We start from the raw sequence: 20,837 nt of genomic DNA on the forward strand, positions 1-20,837 counted from the left end.
GCGTCCGGACAGCCCCGGGCCTCACCCTTCAGTCGCTACGAGCGACCACTCGCCGAGAGGCGCTTGTGGGGCGTCGGCACCTTTCTCGACGCGACGCCGCCGGTCGTTCCCGACCGGCGGCGTCGCGCTGTATCCGGGCCCGTGAGCGCCGCTCAGGCGATGGTCGCGTGCAACCGCGAACCGTCGCGCCCACGGATGACGTGCAGGCGGCTGGGGATGCGCTGGCGCATTTCGTCGACATGGCTGACCACGCCCACCACCCGGCCGCCGGCCCGCAATTCGTCGAGCACCCCCATCACGGCGTCGAGGGTTTCGGCATCCAGGGTGCCGAACCCCTCGTCGATGAACAGCGTGTCGAGGATGATTCCGCCCGCTTCGGCGGCGACGGTATCGGCCAGGCCGAGGGCCAGCGACAGCGAGGCCATGAACGTCTCACCACCGGACAGCGTGCGGGCGGGACGGATGGCGCCGGTGTAGTCGTCGCGGATATCCAGCCCCAGCCCGCCACGGCGGCCGTGGGTTCCGGCGCGATCGGTATGCACGAACTCGTACCGGCCACCCGACATCCGGCGCAGCCGTTCCGATCCCGCCAGGGCGACCTCCTCCAGCCGCGCCGCCAGGACATACGACCGCAGTGACATCCGGCGGTTGTTCTCGCCCCGGCCCGCGACCACTTCGGCCAGATCGGCCAGCTCCTGATGTGCCCGCTGGGCCGGAGCGATCAGATCGACCGCGGCCCACAGCTGCCCGCACAGGGTTTCCAGCCGGGTCACCCGGTGCACGGCCGCCGAATGGACGGCGACCGCCTCGTCCAGCGCGGTGCGCGCCTTGTGCACCGCCTCCGCGAGACCGTCCGGGTCGCGGGGTTCGGCCGCGGCCGCCGCCCGGACCTCCGGTTCGTCCAGCACCGACTGGGCGGCCGCACGCATCTCGTCGGCGGCGGTGAGGGCGACGCCGATCGCCTCCTGGCGTTCCCGGGGCCGGGTGGCCGCCGCGATCAGCGGGGCGTACAGCCGCAGGACGGCGAGCAGTTCCTCGGGGACGAGACCTTCCCGCTCCGCCCGCCAGACCGTCGCGTCCGCCACCTCGGTACCGTCCTCGTCCGGCCCCCGGAGAGTGATATCGCCCGCGGAGCTGGTGGGCGGTACGAGACCCGCTGTCACCGCCAGCCGTTCGACCCGGGCCGCGCAGGCGGCCACCCGCCCCCAGGCCGCACGCGCGGCGGTGAGGGCGTCGCGCCGATCGGTGGCGGCGGTGATCAGACGGTGCAGGCGCTCGCGGCGGCGGCCCAGGGTCTCGTCCAGTCCGGCCGCGGTGCGGAGTTTGCGTTCGATTTCGGCGAGCCGGGTCCGGGCGGCCTCCGCCTGCGCGGCCACCGCGCCCGCCCGGGTCTCGGCGGCGCGCAGCGCGTCGTGCAGGCCGGTCTCCTCGGCGCGCAGCCGGGCGAGTTCGGCGGCGCACGATTCGGCGGTCGCGGCCAGCTCCTCGGCATCGGCGAAACGTTCGGTGGCCGTGCGCAAAGCGGCGGCGAGTTCGACGCGGTCGGTATCGCCGCCGTGCGCGAGCAGCGCCTCGATATCTTTCTCGATCCCGGCCACCTCGGCCTGGGCGCGTTCCCGGGCCGTCTCCGCCGCCTGTTCGGCGGTGACCGCCGCCGCCTCGTCCGCCCGGGACACCGCGCTGTCGGCCGGCTGCGCGGGTCGCGGATGCTCGGCCGACCCGCATACCGCGCAGGCCTGCCCGTCCACGAGCCGCCCGGCCAGTTCCGCCGCCATCCCGGCCAGCCGGCGCTCCCGCAGATCCACGACGAGTTCCCGGGCCTCCAGATGCCGTACGCGGGCCGAATCCAGCGCCACCCGCGCGCGATCCAGACCGCCGCGCGCACCGGCCAGATCGACGGCCGCCTGCGCCGCGGCCTGCAGCCGTGCGGATTCCGCGCGCAGTCCGGGCAGCGCCGCCGCGGCGTCGTCGGCCTCCCGGGCGCGCGCCTGCGCCGCGGCGAGGACCTCCGGCATCCGCTCCCGTTCACCGGTGAGGTCGGCCGACCGCTCGCGCAGTTCGGCCACGGTGCCGTCCAGTTCGCCCACTTCGGTGCGCAGTTTCCGCGCGACACCCGCGTCGGCGTGGATCTCACCGAGTTTGCCGAGCAGGGCGCTCCAGCCGCGGATCGCGGTATCCAGTGCGAGGTCTTCGTCGGCCTCGGCCGGATCCTCACCGCCGGGAAACGGCCGCACGAGGTGGATGCCCGGGATATCCGCACTGCCGGGTTCCCGGGTGAGCTCGGTGAGTCGCGCCGCGGCCGTGGAAGCGTCGGTATCCCGGCCGCGCGCCGCCCGCACCGCGCCGTCGGCCTCGCCCAGAGCCGCGGCGACCGGCTCCGCACGTCGCGCCCGGTCAAGTTCGGCGCGGTCGGCGTCGCGGCGGGCGGAACCGTCGGCGTAGTCGTCGAGCTGACGGCGGGCCAGCGCGAATCGCTGTCGCCGCTCGGTGGACCGGCGTTCGCTCTCCGCCTGTTCGTCGGCCTCGGCCGATTCCGCCCGCCGCAGGTCCAGTTCCCCGACCGCGAGTTCCAGATCGTGCCGGGAGGTCCCCAGCAGGTCCTGCGACCATTCGACGGCGTCGAGGATATCGATCCGCTCGGTGCGGTCGATTCCGGCCGTCACCGCGACCCGGGTGATCAGATCCTCGACATTGCGCTGCTGGGTGCCGATCTGCTCGCCCGAGTTCTTGCGCTGCGCGGTCAGCCACTGTTCGGCGGTACCGAACCGGCCGGTATCGAACAGCTTCTCCAGCAGCCGCTCCCGGTCCTCGTTCTCCGCGCGCAGGAACTTCGCGAAATCGCCCTGCGGCAGCAGTACCACCTGGAAGAACTGATCGGCGCTCATGCCGAGCAGCCGCAGCACCTCGTCACCGATCTCGGCTATCCGGGACAGATTGGCGCCCCGCCCGTCCAGCCACTCCAGGGTGGCCTTGGCGTTCTCCACCCGGGTTCCGCTGCCGCGGAGTTTGGGACGTTCGAATTCGGGGTGGCGGGTGAGACGCACCCGCCGTCCGCCCAGTGTCGCCTCCAGGACCACCTCCGGGCGCGTCTGGGCGGGGGCGTGATCGGAATGCAGCCGTTTGTCGCCGCGCGCACCCGGCACCCGCCCGTACAGGGCGAAGGCGATGGCATCGAGGACGGTGGTCTTTCCGGCGCCGGTCTGCCCGTGCAGCAGGAACAGACCGTCGGCGCCCAGTGCGTCGAAGTCGACCACGGCGCGCTCCGCGAACGGACCGAAGGCCGTCATCTCCAGCCGGTGCAGTCTCATGCGGTGAGTTCCGCGTCGGCCGGAGGGTGTTCCGGACCGTCCGGCCGGAGGGGTTCGGCTTCCCGGACCGCCGCGGCCATCGCCCGGTCCACCCACGCCATCTCCGACGCCGACGGTTCGCCGCGGACGTCGGTGAGGAAGGTGCGCGCGATCTCGGTATCGTCGCGGCCCCGCACCCGCTCCCGGTATTTCAGCGCCGGATCGCCCTGCGGGCGGTCCCATTCCATATGCACCGCGTAGGGAAACCGCTCCCGGAGCTTGCGCATCCCGTCCACGGGCCGGGCGAAATCGGTGAGCGTCACCGAGACGTAGTGCTCGGCGGCCGCGGCGTAGGCCGGATCGGTCAGCAGTTCCTCCAGCGTGCCGGTGAGCCGGCTCAGACCCCGGACCAGCGGCAGCTCCCGCTCCCGGATCCGGGCCGGGCCGGCGGCATCCAGGTCGACCAGCCAGACCTTCTTGCGGTGTGAGCTCTCCCCGAACGAATACGGCAGCGGCGACCCCGAATAGCGCACGGACTCGGCCAGGGTCTGCGGGGAGTGCAGATGCCCGAGTGCGACATAGTCGAATCCCGGATCGGTGAACATGCCCAGCGGCACCGTCTCCACCCCGCCCACCGAAATCGAACGCTCCGATCCGCCCGCCGCGCCGCCCACCACGAACGCGTGGGCGAGCAGTACGGTCCGGATACCCGGACGGTCCCGCCGATCCGCGGCGATTCGGCCCAGCACCGCCGCGAGCACCTCGGCGTGCGAGCGGGCCTGCGGCACCTCCAGCTCGGCGCGGCAGATCTCCGGCTCCAGATAGGGGATCCCGTAGAACGCGACCTCGCCGTGCGCGTCGGACAGCAGCACCGGCCGGGCCGAATCGGACACCGTGGTGCGCAGATACAGTCCGCCGGCCGCCGCGAAGCTCGCGCCCGCACCCAGCCGGGCCGGTGAATCGTGGTTTCCGGAGGTGGCCACGATACGGGCGCCCGCCGCGCGGATATCCTCGAATCCCTTGTTGCACACAGCGATAGCGTCCGCACTCGGGATCGAGCGGTCGTAGACGTCACCCGGTAGCACCACCGTGTCCACACCCTCGGCGGAAACGATCCCGGCGATCGCGTCGAGGACCCGCGCCTGATCGGCCAGCAGGTCCACGCCGTGAAAGGTGCGCCCGATATGCCAGTCCGACGTATGCAGGATTCGCATGACCGCGAACTTAGGGCAACTCACCGACAGCTTTCAACGCGAACGCCGATACCCGGTCCGCCACACCGGCAACACGCCGAGAGCGGCCGGCCGTTCTCGGCACGACAGGCACGGACAGCACGACACCGGCGAGCGAATGTCTCCATTGCGCCGTCGTGGCAGTCGCCACCCATCACCCTTGACGCGTATGAATACGCCCGCCGACCACCGTTTCCGCACAATCGCGACCCCGGACCGGCCGTGCCGTAACACGGTCGACCCTTCCGGACGATAGTGTTCAATACGTGGCTGCTTCCCAACGAGTGAATTCCCGGGTGCCCGCGCCGCAACGTTCGTTATTGCCGACGGTGCCGGGTGTCCCGGCCTATGCCGCGGTTCTCATCGCGGCGGCCTGCACATTCGTGGGTTTTGTGATCGACGCCCTCGGCGACGTCACGGACCTCACCGGCACCTTCAGCGCGTTCTACATCCTCGGCTGCGTCGCCGCGGCCGCGGCGGTACGGTTCCGCGGGCTCTTCACCACGATGGTCTTACCGCCGCTCCTACTGTTCGTCGCGGTCCCGATCGCCTATCGCCAGATCACCGGAAGCAGCACCGCCTCCCTCAAGGACATCCTGCTGAACCTGGCGATCCCGCTGGTCCACCGCTTCCCGCCGATGATGCTGGCCACAGTGCTGGTGCTGATCATCGCCGGAATCCGGATCGCGCAGTACCGCTCGGAGAAATCGGCGCGCGAAACGGCCGAGGCCCGGCGCGGTACGAGCTGGGGGCGCAGCGAACGGCGCGGGGCGCGCGGGGAACCGAAGAAGCGCGCGGAGAACCGGCCCCGCCGCGAAACCGCGAACCGAACCGGCCGCGGTCAGCCGAAACGGCCCGTGGGAGGCGAGGGAAAACCGGCGCGCGGGGGTAAACTGTCGCGCGCGGAAACCCTGGCCGCCCGCTCGAAGGCCAACGCCAAGACCAAGACGAAGGCGCGACCCTCGCGGCCCGAACACCCCGAGCCCGATTACACCCACGACGAACCCCCGCGCCGCGGTGGTGGCCGGGGACGCCCGCCCGCCGAACCGGCGGCCCGCTCCGCGGCTGCGCCGCGTACACGCGAGGTCCGTGGACACCGGCCGGCCCGCACACCCGCCGCCCCGGTCCAGGAAGAACCGGTACGAGCCAACGCCCGTCGCGCCGAACCGCCGCGGCAACCGCAGGCGGCCCGGGTCCGGGAGCCGATTCCGGAACGGCGGCGGCCCGACCGCCGGTGAGATCGTCCCGCCCGGGTCCGCCCGGGCTGGACGGGCCCGGCTAGCGCCGGGCGGCCCGCAACTCGCGGGGCAGTGCGAACACCAGGGTCTCGTTGGCGGTGGTCACCGGTTGCACCTCGCCGAATCCGTATTCGGCCAGCATGTCCAGCACCCCGCGCACCAGGATCTCCGGCACCGAGGCCCCGGAGGTGATACCGACCGTGCCGACCCCCTCCAGCCACGCGGGATCGACCTCCCGCGCGTAGTCCACCAGATGCGCCGCGCGCGCTCCGGCGCCGAGCGCGACCTCCACCAGGCGGACCGAGTTCGACGAGTTCCGGGAGCCGACCACGATCACCAGATCGCATTCCGGGGCCATCGCCTTCACCGCGACCTGGCGGTTCTGGGTGGCGTAGCAGATATCGTCGCTCGGCGGATCCTGCAGCGCCGGGAACTTCTCCCGCAGCCGCGAGACGGTCTCCATGGTCTCGTCCACGCTGAGCGTGGTCTGCGACAGCCAGATCACCTTGGACTCGTCGCGCACCGTCACTCCGTCGACGGCGTCCGGGCCGTCCACGAGCTGGACGTGTTCGGGGGCCTCACCGGCGGTTCCCTCGACCTCCTCGTGGCCCTCGTGGCCGATCAGCAGGATGTCGTAGTCGTCGCGGGCGAAACGTTTGGCTTCCTGGTGGACCTTGGTCACCAGTGGACAGGTGGCATCGATGGTGCGCAGATTGCGTTCGGCCGCGGTCGCGTGCACCGCCGGGGAGACACCGTGCGCCGAGAAGACGACGAGTTCGCCCTCCGGCACCTCATCGGTGCTGTCGACGAAGATCACACCGCGTTCCCGCAGGGTCTCCACGACATGACGGTTGTGCACGATCTCCTTACGCACGTAGATGGGGGCGCCGTGTTTCTCCAGCGCCTTCTCCACCGTTTCGACCGCGCGGTCCACACCTGCGCAATAACCGCGCGGTTCGGCGAGCAGCACTCGTTTTCCCTCCGGGGCGAGGGTCGCCGCGCCGGCCGAACGAGCGATTCCGACATTCAACGGTATTGCCGAGGACATGCCCCACAGGATACGTGCGCCGCCGGGCCCCCGCTCCGCGCGTGCGCCTCCCCACACACCCGGTGCGCGCGCCCCGGTGGCAACCCGGCGGGCGTCGCGGGCCCGATGTCACGCCACGGACGCCCGTATCCGCCCACCCTCTTTTGCGGAGCAGGCGATATCGGGCAGGCTAGTACCATGTTTCGACCACCGTTCCTGGCCCGCGTCGCCGCCGGAGCCGCCGTCTATGTCCTCGAAGAGACACGACGGCTACCGTCGGCGGCGGTGAAACTGCCCGTTACCGCAGTGAGCCAGCTGCTGCAGACGGGTATGCATGTCCAGCAGTTCGTCACCAGTCTCGCGATCAAGGGCGACGCGGTTTTCGACCGCATCGTCAACCGCCCGGAACAACAGCCGGAATGGGCCACGTTCGAGGAGGACGACGACCTGCCCGTCCGCACGCCCGGCGCCGCCGCGCCGGCCGGAAGCACCGGCTTCGACCGCTTCGAATCCGATCCCCTCGAGGTCGAGCTCGCGCTCCAGGAGACCCTGGCGGGCCTGCGCGCCATCCAGAACGGCAACTCCGTACCCGACGCGCTCGCCTTCGACCCGGAACCCGGAACCGCGGGCGAACCCACCGAGGCCGCCGAGCCCGAGCCCACGGCCGCCGCCGCGGAGTCCGCCGCCGCCTCCGAGCCCGCCGCCGACCCGGAACCCGCCGACCCGGAACCCCCCGCGACTGCCGAACCCGAACTCCCCGAGGTCGGCGCGCGCTACGACTACCCGAATATGAGCCTCGCCCAGCTGCGTGGCCGGCTGCGCACGCTCACCGTCGCCGATCTGGTCGCCCTGCTCGACTACGAACAGCGCACCCTGGACCGCGCCGCCTACGTCACCATGCTGACCAACCGGATCGCCACCGTGCGAGCCCAGTGACCGACGCCGATCCGGCGCCCGCCCGGACCGGTTCCGGCCGGGCCGGGCAGGCCGCCCCCGCCAACTCCGCCGAACACCCGTGGCCGGTGCGTTCGGTGTCGATGAAGGTGTCCCAGTGGATCGACCGCCTCGGCACCATCTGGGTGGAGGGGCAGCTCACCCAGATCAACCTGCGCCCCGGCACCCGCACCGCGTTCCTCGTCCTGCGCGATCCGGCCGCCGATATGTCGCTGTCGGTGACCTGCGATCCCACTCTGCTCCGCAACGCCCCGATCCCGCTGCAGGAGGGCAGCCGGGTGGTGGTGTACGGCAAACTGTCCTTCTTCCCCGGCCGCGGCACGCTGTCGCTGCGGGTCACCGAGATCCGGCCGGTAGGGGTCGGGGATCTGCTGGTCCGGATCGAACGGCTCAAAGCGCTCCTGGACGCCGAGGGTCTGCTGGACCCGCGCCTCAAACGACCGCTCCCCTTCCTGCCGGGAACGATCGGGTTGATCACCGGCCGCGGTAGCGCCGCCGAACACGATGTGCTGAGTGTGGCCCGGTCGCGCTGGCCCGCCGTCCGCTTCGACGTCCGCAATACCGCCGTACAGGGCCCGTCGGCCGTCCCGCAGATCCTCGACGCCCTCACCGCGCTCGACCGCGACCCGGCCGTCGACGTGATCGTGCTGGCCCGCGGTGGTGGCAGCGTGGAAGACCTGCTGCCGTTCTCCGACGAGACGCTGTGCCGCGCGATCGTCGCCGCCACCACCCCGATCGTCAGCGCCATCGGTCACGAACCCGACTCTCCGCTCTCGGACCTGGTCGCCGATCTGCGGGCGGCCACCCCCACCGACGCCGCGAAACGCGTGGTCCCCGACGCCGCCGCGGAGACGGCACTGGTGCGCGAACTCCGCGCCCGGTCGGCGGCGGCGCTGCGCGGCTGGGTGCGCCGCGAAGCCGCCGCCCTCGCCCAGCTGCGGTCCCGGCCCGTCCTGGCCGACCCGCTGCGCGACCTGACCCATCGCCACGACGAAGTGGAACGACTCCGCGACGCGACCCGCCGCAATATCGAAGGCCTCGTCCGCGGCGAAACCACCACCACCGACCACCTGCGCCGCCAGCTGACCGCGGTGGGCCCCGCCGCGACCCTGGCCCGCGGCTACGCTGTCGTGCAGCGGGTCGCGGGCACCGACCGGCACGTGGTGCGGGCCATCGAGGACGCGCCCGCCGGAAGCCGGCTGCGGATCCGGGTCGGAGACGGTGCGATCTCCGCCGCCGCGCTCGGCACCACCCCGCTGGGCGGCGGGAAATCCCGATCCGACGAATCAGAGAGGACGTGACCGTGCCCGAATCCAGCGGTACCGGCGAACTGGACGATATCGCCGGCCTCGGCTACGAACGCGCCCGTGACGAACTCGTCAACGTGGTGAAGATGCTGGAACAGGGCGGTATGGATCTCGACGACGCCCTCGCCCTGTGGGAGCGCGGCGAAGCGCTGGCCAACCGGTGCGAACAGCATCTGGCCGGTGCGCGGCAACGGATCGAGAACGCGCTGGCCGACGCCGGCGACACCGACGACGACTGACGGTTACCGGGCCTCCAGCGGCCGGGCCGCCGTCACCGCGCCCGCCAGGGTCTCGAACGCGGCGGGATCTCCGGCGCCGCGGATCAGCACCCGGGCCGCGCCCAGATCCGCGATCCACGCGGGTTCGGCGTCGGGCTCCGCGTAGACCACCCACTTCTGGCCGCCGACCTCCTGCGTACCGGTGGCGAAGCGGCCGCCGATGATATGCCGGGCCAGGACGTCCTCGGTGGCGTCGCTCTGATCGAGCTCCATATAGGTGCCGGCGCCGGTGATGTAGCCGATGGTGCTCACGACGCCGCCACCGGTCCCGGTGATGGTGTCCCGGCTACCCGAATTGGGTTTCCAGTTCGCGGGCAGAGCCGGCTCCCGGACCGGGAAGGAAAGATTCTGCGCGTCCGAACGCAACGCCGCCGCGGCATCGAAACTCGGGATCGTGCCCTGCGTCGGCCCGGTCGCCGAGAAACTGCACTGGCTGGTGACACCGGCGAACACCACGGCGATCAGCACCAGCGGGATCAGTGAGAAGAACAGGTCCCGGTAGTCGTGCAGGATGCGTGGCTTTTGATACGACACGCTCCCAGTATCCACCGCGGGCGGCGACCCGCCCCGCACCGCCCCCGGTACTGCCGTACCAAGGTGATCATCGGCCGCTATGACGTCGATGCAACAATTGTCCGGTAGTCCCGACGCCAAGGAGGCACCCGCTATGACGGCATCTTCGACCGCCCCGAGCCGCCGCGAGGCGCCCGACCGCAACCTCGCGCTGGAACTGGTCCGCGTCACCGAAGCCGGTGCCATGGCGGCAGGCCGCTGGGTCGGGCGCGGCGACAAAGAGGGCGGCGACGGAGCGGCCGTGGACGCCATGCGCCAGCTGGTCAGCTCGGTATCGATGCGCGGCGTGGTGGTCATCGGCGAGGGCGAGAAGGACGAAGCGCCCATGCTGTACAACGGCGAGGACGTCGGCGACGGCACCGGGCCCGATGTCGACTTCGCGGTCGACCCGATCGACGGCACCACCCTGATGTCCAAGGGTTCCCCCGGCGCCATCTCGGTGCTCGCGGTCGCCGAACGCGGTGCCATGTTCGACCCGTCGGCCGTCTTCTACATGCACAAGATCGCGGTCGGCCCCGACGCCGCCGATGTCATCGATATCACGGCGCCGATGGCCGAGAACATCCGCAAGGTCGCCAAGGCCAAGAACGCGTCGGTGTCCGATATCACCGTCTGCATCCTCGACCGCCCCCGCCACGGCGCCCTGATCCAGGAGGTCCGCGACGCCGGCGCCCGGATCCGGCTCATCTCCGACGGCGATGTCGCCGGCGCCATCGCCGCCGCCCGCCCCGACTCCGGCACCGATATCCTCGTCGGCATCGGCGGCACCCCCGAAGGCATCATCGCCGCCGCCGCCATGCGCTGTATGGGCGGCGCCCTGCAGGGCAGACTCGCCCCCACCGACGACGACGAACGGCAGAAGGCCATCGACGCCGGCCACGACCTCGACCGGGTGCTCCAGACCGAAGACCTGGTCGCGGGTGAGAACGTCTTCTTCTGCGCGACCGGCGTCACCGACGGCGACCTGCTGAAGGGCGTCCGGTACTACGGGGGCGGCGCCTCCACGCAGTCCATCGTCATGCGGTCCAAATCCGGCACGGTCCGCATGATCGACGCCTACCACCGCCTCACCAAACTCCGCGAATACTCCTCGGTCGATTTCCACGGCGACGAACACGCGGCCCCGCCGCTGCCGTGACATGGCGGCGCCTCCGGCGCCGCGGGGTTGCGGGCCCCTTGTGTCCCGTGTTTCAGCCCTCGAGACTCGCGGCTTCGCCGCCTTGCTTCGAGGGCTGAAACACGGGACGGCCCGCAACCCTTTTAGGGCCTCGCTGGACTCGGCGCTCGGGGTGGTCGGGGTCGGGGTCGGGGTCGGGGTCGGGGTCGGGGTCGGGGTCGGGGTCGGGGTCGGGGGGTGAGTATCGGTGGGGATGGGCGGTTGATTCAGCTAATTCTTGGCATATAGCCTGTGGGGCTTTGTTGCGGGTAATATTCCGCTTGACCACCGAACCGGTGGCGTTGCGGGATCTCGCGATCGGTAGCCGTGACGTTGCCGTACGAATGAGCCGGAGTGATGGGTTTCCACAGTTCTGGCTGTGCATCACCCGGCCTGTCGCGAGAGGATGGACATGCACCACTTCGCTCGACGTTCGGCCGGATTCACCGTCGCGCTCGCCGCCGCGGGCCTGCTCATCGCCGGATGCGGTGACGACGACACCTCGGTGTCGGATACCGTCGGCTCCCTGACCTCGGCGGTGATGCCGGGTGGGGGTACCAGTGGCAGTCCGTCTCCGGGCGCGGAGGGGTCGGCCACCGAGACCAGTGGCGCCGAGGGCTCGGTCACCCCGGACGAGGATCCCAACGCCGATGCCGGTGAGACCACCGTGCAGACTCCGGACGGGAACGAGGTGACCGTCAAGGGTTCCATCTACCAGAAGTACACCGAGGCCGGTGGCCCGACGGGCACGCTCGGAATGCCGGAGGGCGAGGAGGAGGTGGTCGCCGACGGCGGCCGCTACCAGGACTTCACCGGCGGCACCATCTTCTTCAGCGAGGAGACCGGCGCCCATATCGTCTGGGGCGATATCCGCGAGGCCTGGGAGCAGAACGGCGGCGCCGAGGGCCAGCTCGGCTTCCCGGTCTCCGATGAGGAAGACACCCCCGAGGGCAAGATGAGCGAGTTCGAGGGCGGCACCATCACCTGGAATTCGTCGGACCGTTCCACCACGGTCACCGAGAACTGATTCGGCGTCGATCGGGACGTCCGCAGTGGTGGACGTCCCGTTTCGTCGTCCGACCCGCTACCGTGTGTGCGTGCAGAATCTGTTGACCGACCGCGACCTGCTGGAATCCCTCGCGGTCGAGGTGGAACTGACCGTGCGGCGCCACACCGAGATCGCCGACGAATGGCAGCCGCACGACTTCGTCCCGTGGGACGACGGCCGCAACTTCGCCTTCCTCGGCGGTGAGGACTGGGAGCCCGCCCAGGCCGAGCTGAGCGAGACGGCGCGGCTGGCGCTCACCGTCGGCGTCCTGATCGCCGACAACCTACCCGCGTATCACCGCGAGCTCGGCAAATACCTGCGCACGGGCGCCTGGTGGCGCTGGGTCGGGCGCTGGACCGCCGAGGAAGCCCGGCATTCCGTCCTGATCCGCAACTACCTGATGGTCACGCGCGCCGTCGATCCGGTGGAGCTCGAACGGTTGCGTATGGGTCATATGACCGACGGTTTCCGGCGCGAGCCGATGCATCTGCTCGATGTGCTGGCCGCGTGCGCGTTCGAGGAGGCCGCGGCCGCGGTCCGGCACCGCAACACCGCGGCCTTCGGAGAGAACCCGCTGGTCACCGCGATCAGTGAACGGATCGCCAAGGACGACGAGGCGCAGGCCGAGGTGTTCGCCGAGCTGCTCGCGGCCGGGTTCGCGGAAGCTCCCGACCAGGCCATGCGCGCGGTCGCGGATCAGGTCGCCGCTTTCCGGGTGCCTTCGGTGACCCTGCCCGGCGGCCGCAACAGCGACGAGGCCCTGGCCGAGGCCGGTATCTACGATCCGGCGAAGCAGGACGAACTGGTTTTCGCGCCGCTGCTGCGGCGCTGGGATGTGTTCGGCCGCACCGATCTCGGAGAGTCCGGGATCGCGGCCCGCGAGGAACTCGCCCGCTTCCGCCCCTGAAACCGCTCCCGGCGCGGCGAACCGCGGTTCGCCGCGCCGGTTTTCACCGCGCCGTTGCCAGTGCGCTCAGTCGCGATCGGTGTTGGTCATCGACAGCACGTCGAGCCGGCGATCGAGCTCTTCCTCGCTGAGCGCCTCCCCGATCAGGCCGCGGTCGATCACCGTCTGCCGGATCGTCTGCTGTTCCCGCAGCGCCTGTTTGGCGACCGCGGCCGCCTCCTCGTAGCCGATCGCCGAGTTCAGCGGGGTCACGATGGACGGCGAGGATTCCGCGAGCGTGCGCAGTCGTTCGGTATTGGCCGTGAGCCCGTGGACGCAGCGGTCCGCGAACAGCCGCGAGACCGCGGCCAGCAGGCGGATGGATTCGAGGACGTTGCGCGCCATCACCGGGATGTAGACATTCAACTCGAAATGCCCGCCCGCACCCGCGAACGCGACCGCCGCGTCGTTGCCGACCACCTGCGCCGCGACCTGGGTCACCGCCTCCGGCAGCACCGGGTTCACCTTGCCCGGCATGATCGAGCTGCCCGGCTGCAGATCCGGCAGTTGCAGCTCGCCGAGCCCGGTCAGCGGGCCCGAACCCATCCAGCGGATATCGTTGGCGATCTTGGTGAGACTCACCGCGACCGTACGCAGCGCACCGGAGACCTCCACCAGCCCGTCGCGGGCCGCCTGCGCCTCGAAATGATCTTCGGCCTCGGTGAGCGCGTCTATCCCGGTGGCACGCACCAGTTCCGCGACCACCTTCGTACCGAACCCGGCCGGCGCGTTGAGCCCGGTTCCGACCGCCGTCCCGCCGATCGGCAGTTCACCGAGCCGCGGGAGCGTCGCCAGCAGCCGTTCCATTCCCGCCGCCACCTGGCGGGTATAGCCGCCGAACTCCTGACCCAGCGTGACCGGCACCGCGTCCATGAGATGGGTGCGACCGGATTTGACCACGGTGCGCCACTCCCCGGATTTGTCCAGCAGGGCGAGCCGCAGATGTTCCAGCGCCGGCAGCAGATCCTTGATCACCGCCTCGGTGGCGGCCAGGTGGGTCGCGGTCGGGAAGGTGTCGTTGGAGGACTGCGACATGTTCACGTGATCGTTGGGGTGGACCGCGACCCCGTTCCGCGCCGCGATGGAGGCGATCACCTCGTTGGCGTTCATATTCGAGCTGGTGCCCGAACCGGTCTGGAACACGTCGATCGGGAACTGGTCGTCGTGCCGTCCCTCGGCGATCTCCCCCGCCGCCGCCACGATCGCCGCCGCCTTGTCCGCGTCGAGCAGCCCGAGGTCCCGGTTCACCACCGCGCAGGCGCCCTTCAGCAGCCCGAGCGCCCGGATCTGCGCCCGTTCCAGACCACGCCCGCTGATCGGGAAGTTCTCCACCGCCCGCTGCGTCTGAGCCCGCCACAACGCGTCCACAGGAACGCGGACCTCACCCATCGTGTCGTGCTCGATGCGGTACTGCTTCTCCTCGCTCATAGTCCCGACCCTATGCCGCACCCCGGCGATGTTGGCGTGCCACGCGTGAGGTCTGGGTCACCGGTTCCCGGCAGCCGCCGGGCCGGATCAGGTAGCGGTGGCGGCGAGCAGCCTCTCGATCTCCCGGCGCAGATCGGCAGGCGAGACCGGTGCGATATGGAAGTCCTGGTAGCGGTGCCCGTAGAGGTAGCGGCCGTCGTCGGCCACATCGAACCAGCTCAGATAGCGCGGCGGTGGCGGCGACGGGTCACGCAGCCGATGCCGGGCCTCCAGGAAACCCGAACCGGCCCGTGGCGCCTTCAGCAGCCGGCGCATCCGGTCGGCCGGCTGCGGTTTACCGCCGTTCCAGATCTCGTGGGTTTCGCGGAGCCGGTCGATGCTCTCCACCAGCGGCGGCCGGGTCCCCTTCGGCACATCACCCAGAATCTGCAGGAAAACCCTCGGCACGTGCGTCACCGGCCCGATCTCGACCACGATCTTCCCGTCGAAATCGGTATCCACACCGGGAAACTGGACTACCGTCACCCCCGCCGTACCCGCGAACCCACCGAACGCCCTGATCCTGTGCCGCCGACTGCCCGACAGCGTGAGCGTCGCTTCGGGATCCGCGGCCACGCCCAGCGCCGCTGCCAGTTCCGGATCGGCGCCCCGCGGATACGCGGTCTCGATCCGGGACGCCAGCAACCGGAACTCGTCCTCCCACCGCACCGACGACCGCAATTCCAGCGGGTACGGATAGCGGTCCCGGCCGGTCTCCTTCCAGACGTGCATGAACTCGTCCGGGGTGAACTCCCACTTCACCGCCTGGGGCCACGTTCATCGCGGTCGTCGGCGGGTTGCGCGGCCGGCGCATCGGCGCCCAGCACGCCGCTCAACGCGTCGATCGGCGCGCCGAACAGTTCCTCCTCGCGATCGCGGATCAGATAGTCGGGCGTCGTGTGCTCCGCGTCGTCCTCCCCGCGCCGCCCGGCCGCCCCGGGCGACATCATCCCCGGCATCCCCGACATCGCCCGGCTCGTGCCCGCCGCCGAGGCCGCCGCCGCGGCGGTGCCACCCGGCGAAACATTCTGCACGCCGGGAGTACTCGTCACCGTCTTACCCGGGGTCTGCGACTGCGGTGTACCGCCCGGACCGCTCGGCGATCCGGAGGGGGTTCCCGATGGCACCGAAGGCGACCCCGTGGTGGTGGTCGACGGTGTGGTGCGCTGCGGATCCCCGGTCGGCGTCCCGGTGGTGGTCCCGGCCGGTTGCTGAGTGGTCGGGTTCTCGTTGGTACCGGCGGTCGTGGTCTGCCCTTCCTCCTCCGTACCGGGGGTTTCCGGCGTCTCCCCCTCGCTGGGGTTCTCGCCGCCCGGTGTCTCACTTCCGGGAGTTTCGCTGCCCGGGCCGGTGGAAGTGTTGGTGCCGCCGGGATTTCCCGACGTTCCGTTCGGGTTGGTGGTACCGGGCGAGTCTCCGTCGCCGGGAGCCTGTACCGGGACGAACGAAGGAACCCCGTCACCGGCGGGTTGGTAGGTGGGTTTGTAGGCCATGTTCATGACCTCGACCGCCACCAGTCGCTGCTCTTCCTTGTATCGGTCGAATGCCGCCGCGGCAGCCGGGTCAGTCGCGCCGAGGACTGTTTGCGCGACCTGTGCCGGATCAACCACGGAGGTTGCTATTGCCGGGTTCGTAGTCGGGGCCTGGGTCGGCAGCGGAGGTACAGATTTCTTCACAACCTCCGCGCCGTACGCTGCGGCCTTGATACGAAAACCAACTGAGCGGAAGACTTCCTGTACATCGGTTGCTTGGTCATAGAATTTTCGCGCGGCCTGACCTGCGGAATCAGCGAAGTGTCCATCCAAACCATCGGAGAGTTCACGCTGGATCGCAATGTTCGCACCGAGCAGGGCACCGCTCAGGGAATTCGCCATTTCTTCGTAACGGTCCGCCACCTGGTGCATGATGCCAGGAGTCATTACGGTGACGTTGCTGTGAATGTCCTCGTGCGAGAAGCCTTCGAACTGTTCCATCTCGGTGATATATGAGGGATCCTTACCGCCGTGCGATACCTGGGCACCGAATTGCTCTGCCCCGGATTGGCTCCGTTGGCCTGCCAAACGAGACTGCACCGCCGCCGGGTCGATGCCCAGCACAGGTCCGAAAATTCCGAGCGGTGAGTTGGATTCGTCTCCACTCATAATCAGTTCTCCGGGCCTATCTCCGGTTCAAGGGCTTCCGCAATTTCCATAACACCGTCACAACGCTGCAATCCCGCTTGTGAGCCTTCGAACGTCCTTGCCGAACTGAACATCACGAAGCCGACCTCGGTGCGGACATGAATGCTGCATACTCCCGGCATTCCAGGATCCTGGACCCGCAATGCTTGTCGTCCATTGACGGTGATGGGTTCACTGTAGGCCCCGTTCTTCTGCAGGTCTTCCTCCCAAGTCACATTTCCAGAGTTGATCTGCAGATCGCGAAGTGGGCCTTTGAAGTCGCAGGTGAGGAAGATATATTCGGCCACGAGATCGTCGCCGCGACGACGCGTTTTCGGATCGAGCCCCGCCGCGGTCACCGCCTGATCGCTGATCCACGTACACGGATCGAACACGACCTCGGGCCGCCCTTGAGTGGTGTATTCGTTCTGCTGAGGCGGTGGCTGCAGCTTCGCCTCGGTCAGTGTGGGCCGCGTGGACGAAGAGGCTTCGGCCGCAGAGGTTTCTCCGGCCACCTGCCCCGCTGCCCCTTCTACGTTCTGCGAACAGCCTGCTATGGCAGCCGCAGCGAGCAAGACAGCTGGCGCTGTCAGCAACTTCGACATTCCGCTCATTTCCCGCTCTCCGCCGCTGCCGTGATGGCACGCTGGTTCATTTGATCGGCTTCCTCGAATGCGCCCCCCGCCTGCAGATAAGCCGCAGCCATCCGCAACGCGGCCTCTTTCATTCCCAACAACGCGTTGAACCCATCGTCGGCCTTCCACCGGAAGCCACGTTGAAGCGCCTGAGCCGAGCCGAACCCTCCGAAGCCATCCACCTCGTTGAGGCGTCGAGCCACTTCGATCTGCGCGTCCAGACACGTATCGACCAACCGCGTGTACACCGCCGCGCACCGCTCCGCGGCCCCCCGCTCCATCCGGAACGTCCCCGCCACGGCCTGCTGATACAGCGCGGTCGCGGTCCCCTGCCCCACTTCCATAGCGCTCGGCCCACCCTTCACGTGATTTCACTCAACATACTGGACGCGGCCCGCCCCGGATCGGTTCCATCGGCCCGCTCGACGGCGCGAATCGGCCCGCGTTCACGGATGCGCAGGACACGCCGCACTACGTGGGCCGTCCCTTGGACGTCGGCACGGAGCGTGCACCGGACCGCGGCATCTCGGTGTGAACTTTCCGAGTGAACACGACGCGCCGTTCACTTACACGCGGCATAGTGAGGTAGGTCACTGCTTTTATCGAGTGACTATCAGTGCACGCGTCGAACGAGGAGCTCGTCATGACCTACGCCAAGCCCGGTGCCGACGGCAGTATCGTCAGCTACGCCCGCCGCTACGACAATTTCATCGGTGGTGAGTGGACAGCGCCGGTCGAGGGCAAATATTTCGACAATCCTTCGCCGATCGACGGCGAAACCTTCTGCGAGGTAGCACGTTCCACGGCACCGGATGTGGAACTGGCGCTGGATGCGGCGCATGCCGCCAGCGACGGCTGGGGCGCGACCTCGGCCACCGAGCGGGCCAATATCCTGAACAAGATCGCCGATCGGATCGAGGAGAATCTCGAGGCGCTGGCGGTTGCCGAGACGTGGGAGAACGGGAAGCCGGTCCGCGAGACCAAGGCGGCCGATCTGCCGCTGGCGGTCGATCATTTCCGCTATTTCGCCGGGGCGATCCGTGCTCAGGAGGGCGGGATCAGCGAGATCGATGCCGATACGATCGCCTATCACTTCCACGAGCCGCTGGGCGTGGTCGGGCAGATCATTCCGTGGAATTTCCCGATCCTGATGGCCACCTGGAAGCTGGCCCCCGCGCTGGCAGCCGGGAACGCGGTGGTGCTGAAACCGGCCGAACAGACCCCGGCGTCGATCATGAAAGTGGTCGAGCTGATCGCCGATCTGCTGCCGCCCGGTGTGCTGAACGTGGTGAACGGGTTCGGTGTGGAGACCGGGAAACCGCTGGCGTCGAGCCCGCGGGTGGCGAAGGTGGCGTTCACCGGTGAGACCACCACGGGGCGGCTCATCATGCAGTACGCCAGCGAGAACATCATCCCGGTGACGCTGGAGCTGGGCGGTAAGAGCCCGAACATCTTCCTGCCGGATGTGATGGCGGCCGACGACGACTTCCTGGACAAGGCGGTCGAGGGCTTCGTGATGTTCGCGCTCAACCAGGGCGAGGTGTGCACCTGCCCGTCGCGGGCGCTCATCCATTCGTCGATCTACGACGAGTTCATGGCCCGCTGTGTCGAGCGCACCAAGGCGATCGTGAGCGGTGACCCGCTCGACGACGCCACCATGATCGGCGCGCAGGCCAGCAACGATCAGTACGAGAAGATCATGTCGTATATCGATATCGGCAAGAAGGAAGGCGCCGAAGTACTCACCGGCGGCGGTTCGCGTTCGGTCGAGGGCTACCCGAACGGCTTCTACGTGGAGCCGACGATCTTCAAGGGCAGCAACGATATGCGCATCTTCCAGGAGGAGATCTTCGGTCCGGTGGTATCGGTGGCGACCTTCGATTCCACCGAGGAGGCCCTCAAGATCGCCAACGACACTCTCTACGGGCTCGGCGCCGGGGTGTGGACCCGCGACGGCAACACCGCCTACCGCCTCGGTCGCGGTATCAAGGCCGGCCGGGTGTGGACGAACTGCTACCACGCCTACCCGGCGCACGCGGCGTTCGGCGGCTACAAGAAATCGGGGATCGGCCGGGAGAACCATTCGAAGATGCTGGACCACTACCAGCAGACGAAGAATCTGCTGGTGAGCTATTCGGCGCAGAAGCTCGGATTCTTCTGATGCCGGACCCGAACCGGGTGGAACTCACCGAGTCCGCGTCGACGCTGCTGCACGAGCTGATCGAACGGCACGGACCGGTGATGTTCCACCAGTCCGGTGGGTGCTGCGACGGCAGCGCGCCCATGTGTTACCCGCGCGGTGAATTCCGGGTGGGCGGCCAGGATGTGCTGCTCGGTGAGGTGGATGTGGACACACCGTTCTGGATGAGCGCAGACCAGTACGAGTACTGGAAACACACTCATCTGACGGTGGATGTCGTGCCGGGGCGTGGGAGCGGGTTCTCCCTGGAGGCGCCGGAGGGTGTCCGGTTCCTCATCCGCTCGCGGCTGCTCACCGACGAGGAGTTCCTTCGGCTCGAGAGTTTGCCTCCACCGGCGACCGGCGCCGAGTCCCTGGATTGACGCCGGCCGAGAGCCCGGCCGGATACCGACGCCGATCACCGGCATCGTATGTTCAACCGGCCGGGCCGACCCTCCCGCGACAATGAGCCCCCGACATCCCGCCGGGCGGGTCCGGGGTCACACCTCGATCAGGAATGTTCCTTCAGGTACTCCAGGTAGAAGCCGCGCAGGGCCTCGGCCAGGTCGCCCTCGCCCGCGTGGACGTAGTCGTCCAGCATCGGCACCACCCATTTGATATCGGCTTCGCTCTCCCCGACCCGGCCCGCCGAGGCCTCGGCGGCGGGGATCCGGGTGAGCAGCTCCCAGAGGAAGCGGATATCACCACGACGCACGGCCTGTTTCACGGCGCGATCGTGCAGTTCCTTCGACGAGAGGTCGTCCAACTCCGCGTTCGTGCTCATACCGCCGACTCTAATCCCGCGCGTGCGCGCCGGGCCGATTTCCGGTCGCGGCGGAATTCACCGCGTGGCACCGGCCCGCGGCGGGCGTGGGCGTGATGCGATGGAGCGATGAGCGACGAGCCCCCGGCCACACCACCCGGGTTCCGGATCAAACGGGTGTACGAGGCGCCGGATCCGGACGACGGCTACCGGGTCCTGGTGGACCGGCTCTGGCCGCGTGGCGTGGCCAAGAGCGCGGCGCGGATAGATGAATGGCCCAAGGAGCTGACACCGTCCAACGAACTGCGCCGCTGGTATCACGAGAACCCGCCGGGCCGCCGGGCGGAGTTCGTCGCGCGTTTCCGGGAGGAGTTGTCGGACCGGACAGCGCACGAGGCCCTCGTCCGGCTGCGCGGCCTGGCCCGGACCCGGCCGCCGGTCACCCTGGTGACCGCGGTCAAGGATCCGGAGCACAGTCACGTGCCGGTACTGCTGGAGTTCCTGGGGCAATAGCGGAGCCGTTGTCATCGATGATCCGCCGGATCCGGTGGCGGCAGCCGGGCAAATCCGAGGCGAACGAGGTGGCGC

General features: G+C 69.2%; 20 protein-coding genes. 10 read left to right on the forward strand and 10 right to left on the reverse strand.

Annotated features, from left to right (window positions below; genetic code table 11):
• Positions 1–152: 152 nt before the first annotated feature.
• Both ACZ6SF_RS15420 and ACZ6SF_RS15425 read right to left on the reverse strand, forming a co-directional pair.
• On the reverse strand, positions 153–3,308 hold the full coding sequence (locus ACZ6SF_RS15420; protein WP_466062741.1) for an AAA family ATPase: 3,156 nt from the start codon (positions 3,306–3,308) through the stop codon (positions 153–155).
• Positions 3,305–4,501: an exonuclease SbcCD subunit D gene (locus tag ACZ6SF_RS15425; protein ID WP_466062743.1), complete on the reverse strand. Its 1,197-nt coding sequence runs from the start codon at positions 4,499–4,501 to the stop codon at positions 3,305–3,307. Before ACZ6SF_RS15425 ends, ACZ6SF_RS15420 begins: the two co-directional genes overlap by 4 nt.
• A 284-nt stretch (positions 4,502–4,785) precedes the next feature.
• Here ACZ6SF_RS15425 and ACZ6SF_RS15430 point away from each other — a divergent pair, with 284 nt between their 5' ends.
• Positions 4,786–5,757, forward strand: a complete 972-nt coding sequence (locus tag ACZ6SF_RS15430) for a DUF6542 domain-containing protein (protein ID WP_466062744.1) — start codon at positions 4,786–4,788, stop codon at positions 5,755–5,757.
• A gap of 40 nt (positions 5,758–5,797) precedes the next feature.
• On the opposite strand, the gene ACZ6SF_RS15435 is transcribed toward ACZ6SF_RS15430, so the two are convergent.
• A complete protein-coding gene (locus tag ACZ6SF_RS15435) occupies positions 5,798–6,805 on the reverse strand; it encodes a 4-hydroxy-3-methylbut-2-enyl diphosphate reductase (protein ID WP_466062745.1) in 1,008 nt (335 codons plus the stop codon).
• A gap of 177 nt (positions 6,806–6,982) precedes the next feature.
• Here ACZ6SF_RS15435 and ACZ6SF_RS15440 point away from each other — a divergent pair, with 177 nt between their 5' ends.
• Genes ACZ6SF_RS15440 through ACZ6SF_RS15450 form a run of 3 tightly spaced genes read left to right on the forward strand, consistent with a single transcriptional unit; the run spans position 6,983 to position 9,284 of the window.
• Complete coding sequence (locus ACZ6SF_RS15440; RefSeq protein WP_466062746.1) at positions 6,983–7,720, forward strand: lipid droplet-associated protein; 738 nt, start codon at positions 6,983–6,985, stop codon at positions 7,718–7,720.
• On the forward strand, positions 7,717–9,039 hold the full coding sequence (gene xseA / locus ACZ6SF_RS15445; protein WP_466062747.1) for an exodeoxyribonuclease VII large subunit: 1,323 nt from the start codon (positions 7,717–7,719) through the stop codon (positions 9,037–9,039). Before ACZ6SF_RS15440 ends, xseA begins: the two co-directional genes overlap by 4 nt.
• A 2-nt stretch (positions 9,040–9,041) precedes the next feature.
• Entirely contained in the window at positions 9,042–9,284 is a 243-nt protein-coding gene (locus ACZ6SF_RS15450) for an exodeoxyribonuclease VII small subunit (protein WP_466062748.1), read from the forward strand.
• A 3-nt stretch (positions 9,285–9,287) separates the two neighbouring features.
• Here ACZ6SF_RS15450 and ACZ6SF_RS15455 read toward each other — a convergent pair whose 3' ends face one another.
• Positions 9,288–9,857, reverse strand: coding sequence for a DUF4245 domain-containing protein (locus ACZ6SF_RS15455; protein ID WP_466062749.1), 570 nt, complete (start codon positions 9,855–9,857; stop codon positions 9,288–9,290).
• Between the two features lie 133 nt (positions 9,858–9,990).
• On the opposite strand from ACZ6SF_RS15455, the gene glpX reads away from it, so the two are divergent.
• The 3 genes from glpX to ACZ6SF_RS15470 all read left to right on the forward strand — a co-directional run bounded on the left by glpX (position 9,991) and on the right by ACZ6SF_RS15470 (position 13,007).
• The gene (gene glpX, locus ACZ6SF_RS15460) at positions 9,991–11,034 is read left to right on the forward strand and encodes a class II fructose-bisphosphatase (RefSeq protein ID WP_466062750.1); all 1,044 of its coding nucleotides are present in this window, start codon (positions 9,991–9,993) and stop codon (positions 11,032–11,034) included.
• Positions 11,035–11,464: 430 nt separating this feature from the next.
• Positions 11,465–12,079 (forward strand): LGFP repeat-containing protein, encoded by a 615-nt coding sequence (locus ACZ6SF_RS15465; protein ID WP_466062751.1) that lies wholly within the window; start codon positions 11,465–11,467, stop codon positions 12,077–12,079.
• A 70-nt stretch (positions 12,080–12,149) separates the two neighbouring features.
• Positions 12,150–13,007 (forward strand): acyl-ACP desaturase, encoded by an 858-nt coding sequence (locus ACZ6SF_RS15470; protein WP_466062752.1) that lies wholly within the window; start codon positions 12,150–12,152, stop codon positions 13,005–13,007.
• 66 nt (positions 13,008–13,073) lie between these two features.
• Here ACZ6SF_RS15470 and ACZ6SF_RS15475 read toward each other — a convergent pair whose 3' ends face one another.
• The 5 genes from ACZ6SF_RS15475 to ACZ6SF_RS15495 form a co-directional block, all read right to left on the reverse strand.
• Complete coding sequence (locus ACZ6SF_RS15475; protein ID WP_466062753.1) at positions 13,074–14,474, reverse strand: class II fumarate hydratase; 1,401 nt, start codon at positions 14,472–14,474, stop codon at positions 13,074–13,076.
• Between the two features lie 87 nt (positions 14,475–14,561).
• The gene (locus tag ACZ6SF_RS15480) at positions 14,562–15,275 is read right to left on the reverse strand and encodes an ESX secretion-associated protein EspG (RefSeq protein ID WP_466062754.1); all 714 of its coding nucleotides are present in this window, start codon (positions 15,273–15,275) and stop codon (positions 14,562–14,564) included.
• Entirely contained in the window at positions 15,272–16,609 is a 1,338-nt protein-coding gene (locus ACZ6SF_RS15485; protein ID WP_466062755.1) for a hypothetical protein, read from the reverse strand. Before ACZ6SF_RS15485 ends, ACZ6SF_RS15480 begins: the two co-directional genes overlap by 4 nt.
• A 47-nt stretch (positions 16,610–16,656) precedes the next feature.
• Entirely contained in the window at positions 16,657–17,277 is a 621-nt protein-coding gene (locus tag ACZ6SF_RS15490; RefSeq protein WP_466062756.1) for a DUF3558 domain-containing protein, read from the reverse strand.
• 5 nt (positions 17,278–17,282) lie between these two features.
• On the reverse strand, positions 17,283–17,651 hold the full coding sequence (locus ACZ6SF_RS15495; RefSeq protein ID WP_466062757.1) for a hypothetical protein: 369 nt from the start codon (positions 17,649–17,651) through the stop codon (positions 17,283–17,285).
• A 299-nt stretch (positions 17,652–17,950) separates the two neighbouring features.
• Here ACZ6SF_RS15495 and adh point away from each other — a divergent pair, with 299 nt between their 5' ends.
• Positions 17,951–19,468, forward strand: a complete 1,518-nt coding sequence (gene adh / locus ACZ6SF_RS15500) for an aldehyde dehydrogenase (protein ID WP_466062758.1) — start codon at positions 17,951–17,953, stop codon at positions 19,466–19,468.
• Positions 19,468–19,869: a DUF779 domain-containing protein gene (locus tag ACZ6SF_RS15505; protein ID WP_466062759.1), complete on the forward strand. Its 402-nt coding sequence runs from the start codon at positions 19,468–19,470 to the stop codon at positions 19,867–19,869. Before adh ends, ACZ6SF_RS15505 begins: the two co-directional genes overlap by 1 nt.
• Positions 19,870–19,997: 128 nt before the next feature.
• On the opposite strand, the gene ACZ6SF_RS15510 is transcribed toward ACZ6SF_RS15505, so the two are convergent.
• Positions 19,998–20,270: a hypothetical protein gene (locus ACZ6SF_RS15510; RefSeq protein ID WP_466062760.1), complete on the reverse strand. Its 273-nt coding sequence runs from the start codon at positions 20,268–20,270 to the stop codon at positions 19,998–20,000.
• Positions 20,271–20,378: 108 nt separating this feature from the next.
• Between ACZ6SF_RS15510 and ACZ6SF_RS15515 the strand changes: the two genes are divergently transcribed.
• On the forward strand, positions 20,379–20,762 hold the full coding sequence (locus ACZ6SF_RS15515) for a DUF488 domain-containing protein (RefSeq protein WP_466062761.1): 384 nt from the start codon (positions 20,379–20,381) through the stop codon (positions 20,760–20,762).
• The last annotated feature ends 75 nt before the right edge of the window (positions 20,763–20,837 follow it).

The sequence above is a fragment of the Nocardia sp. NPDC049935 genome (genome assembly GCF_055586645.1).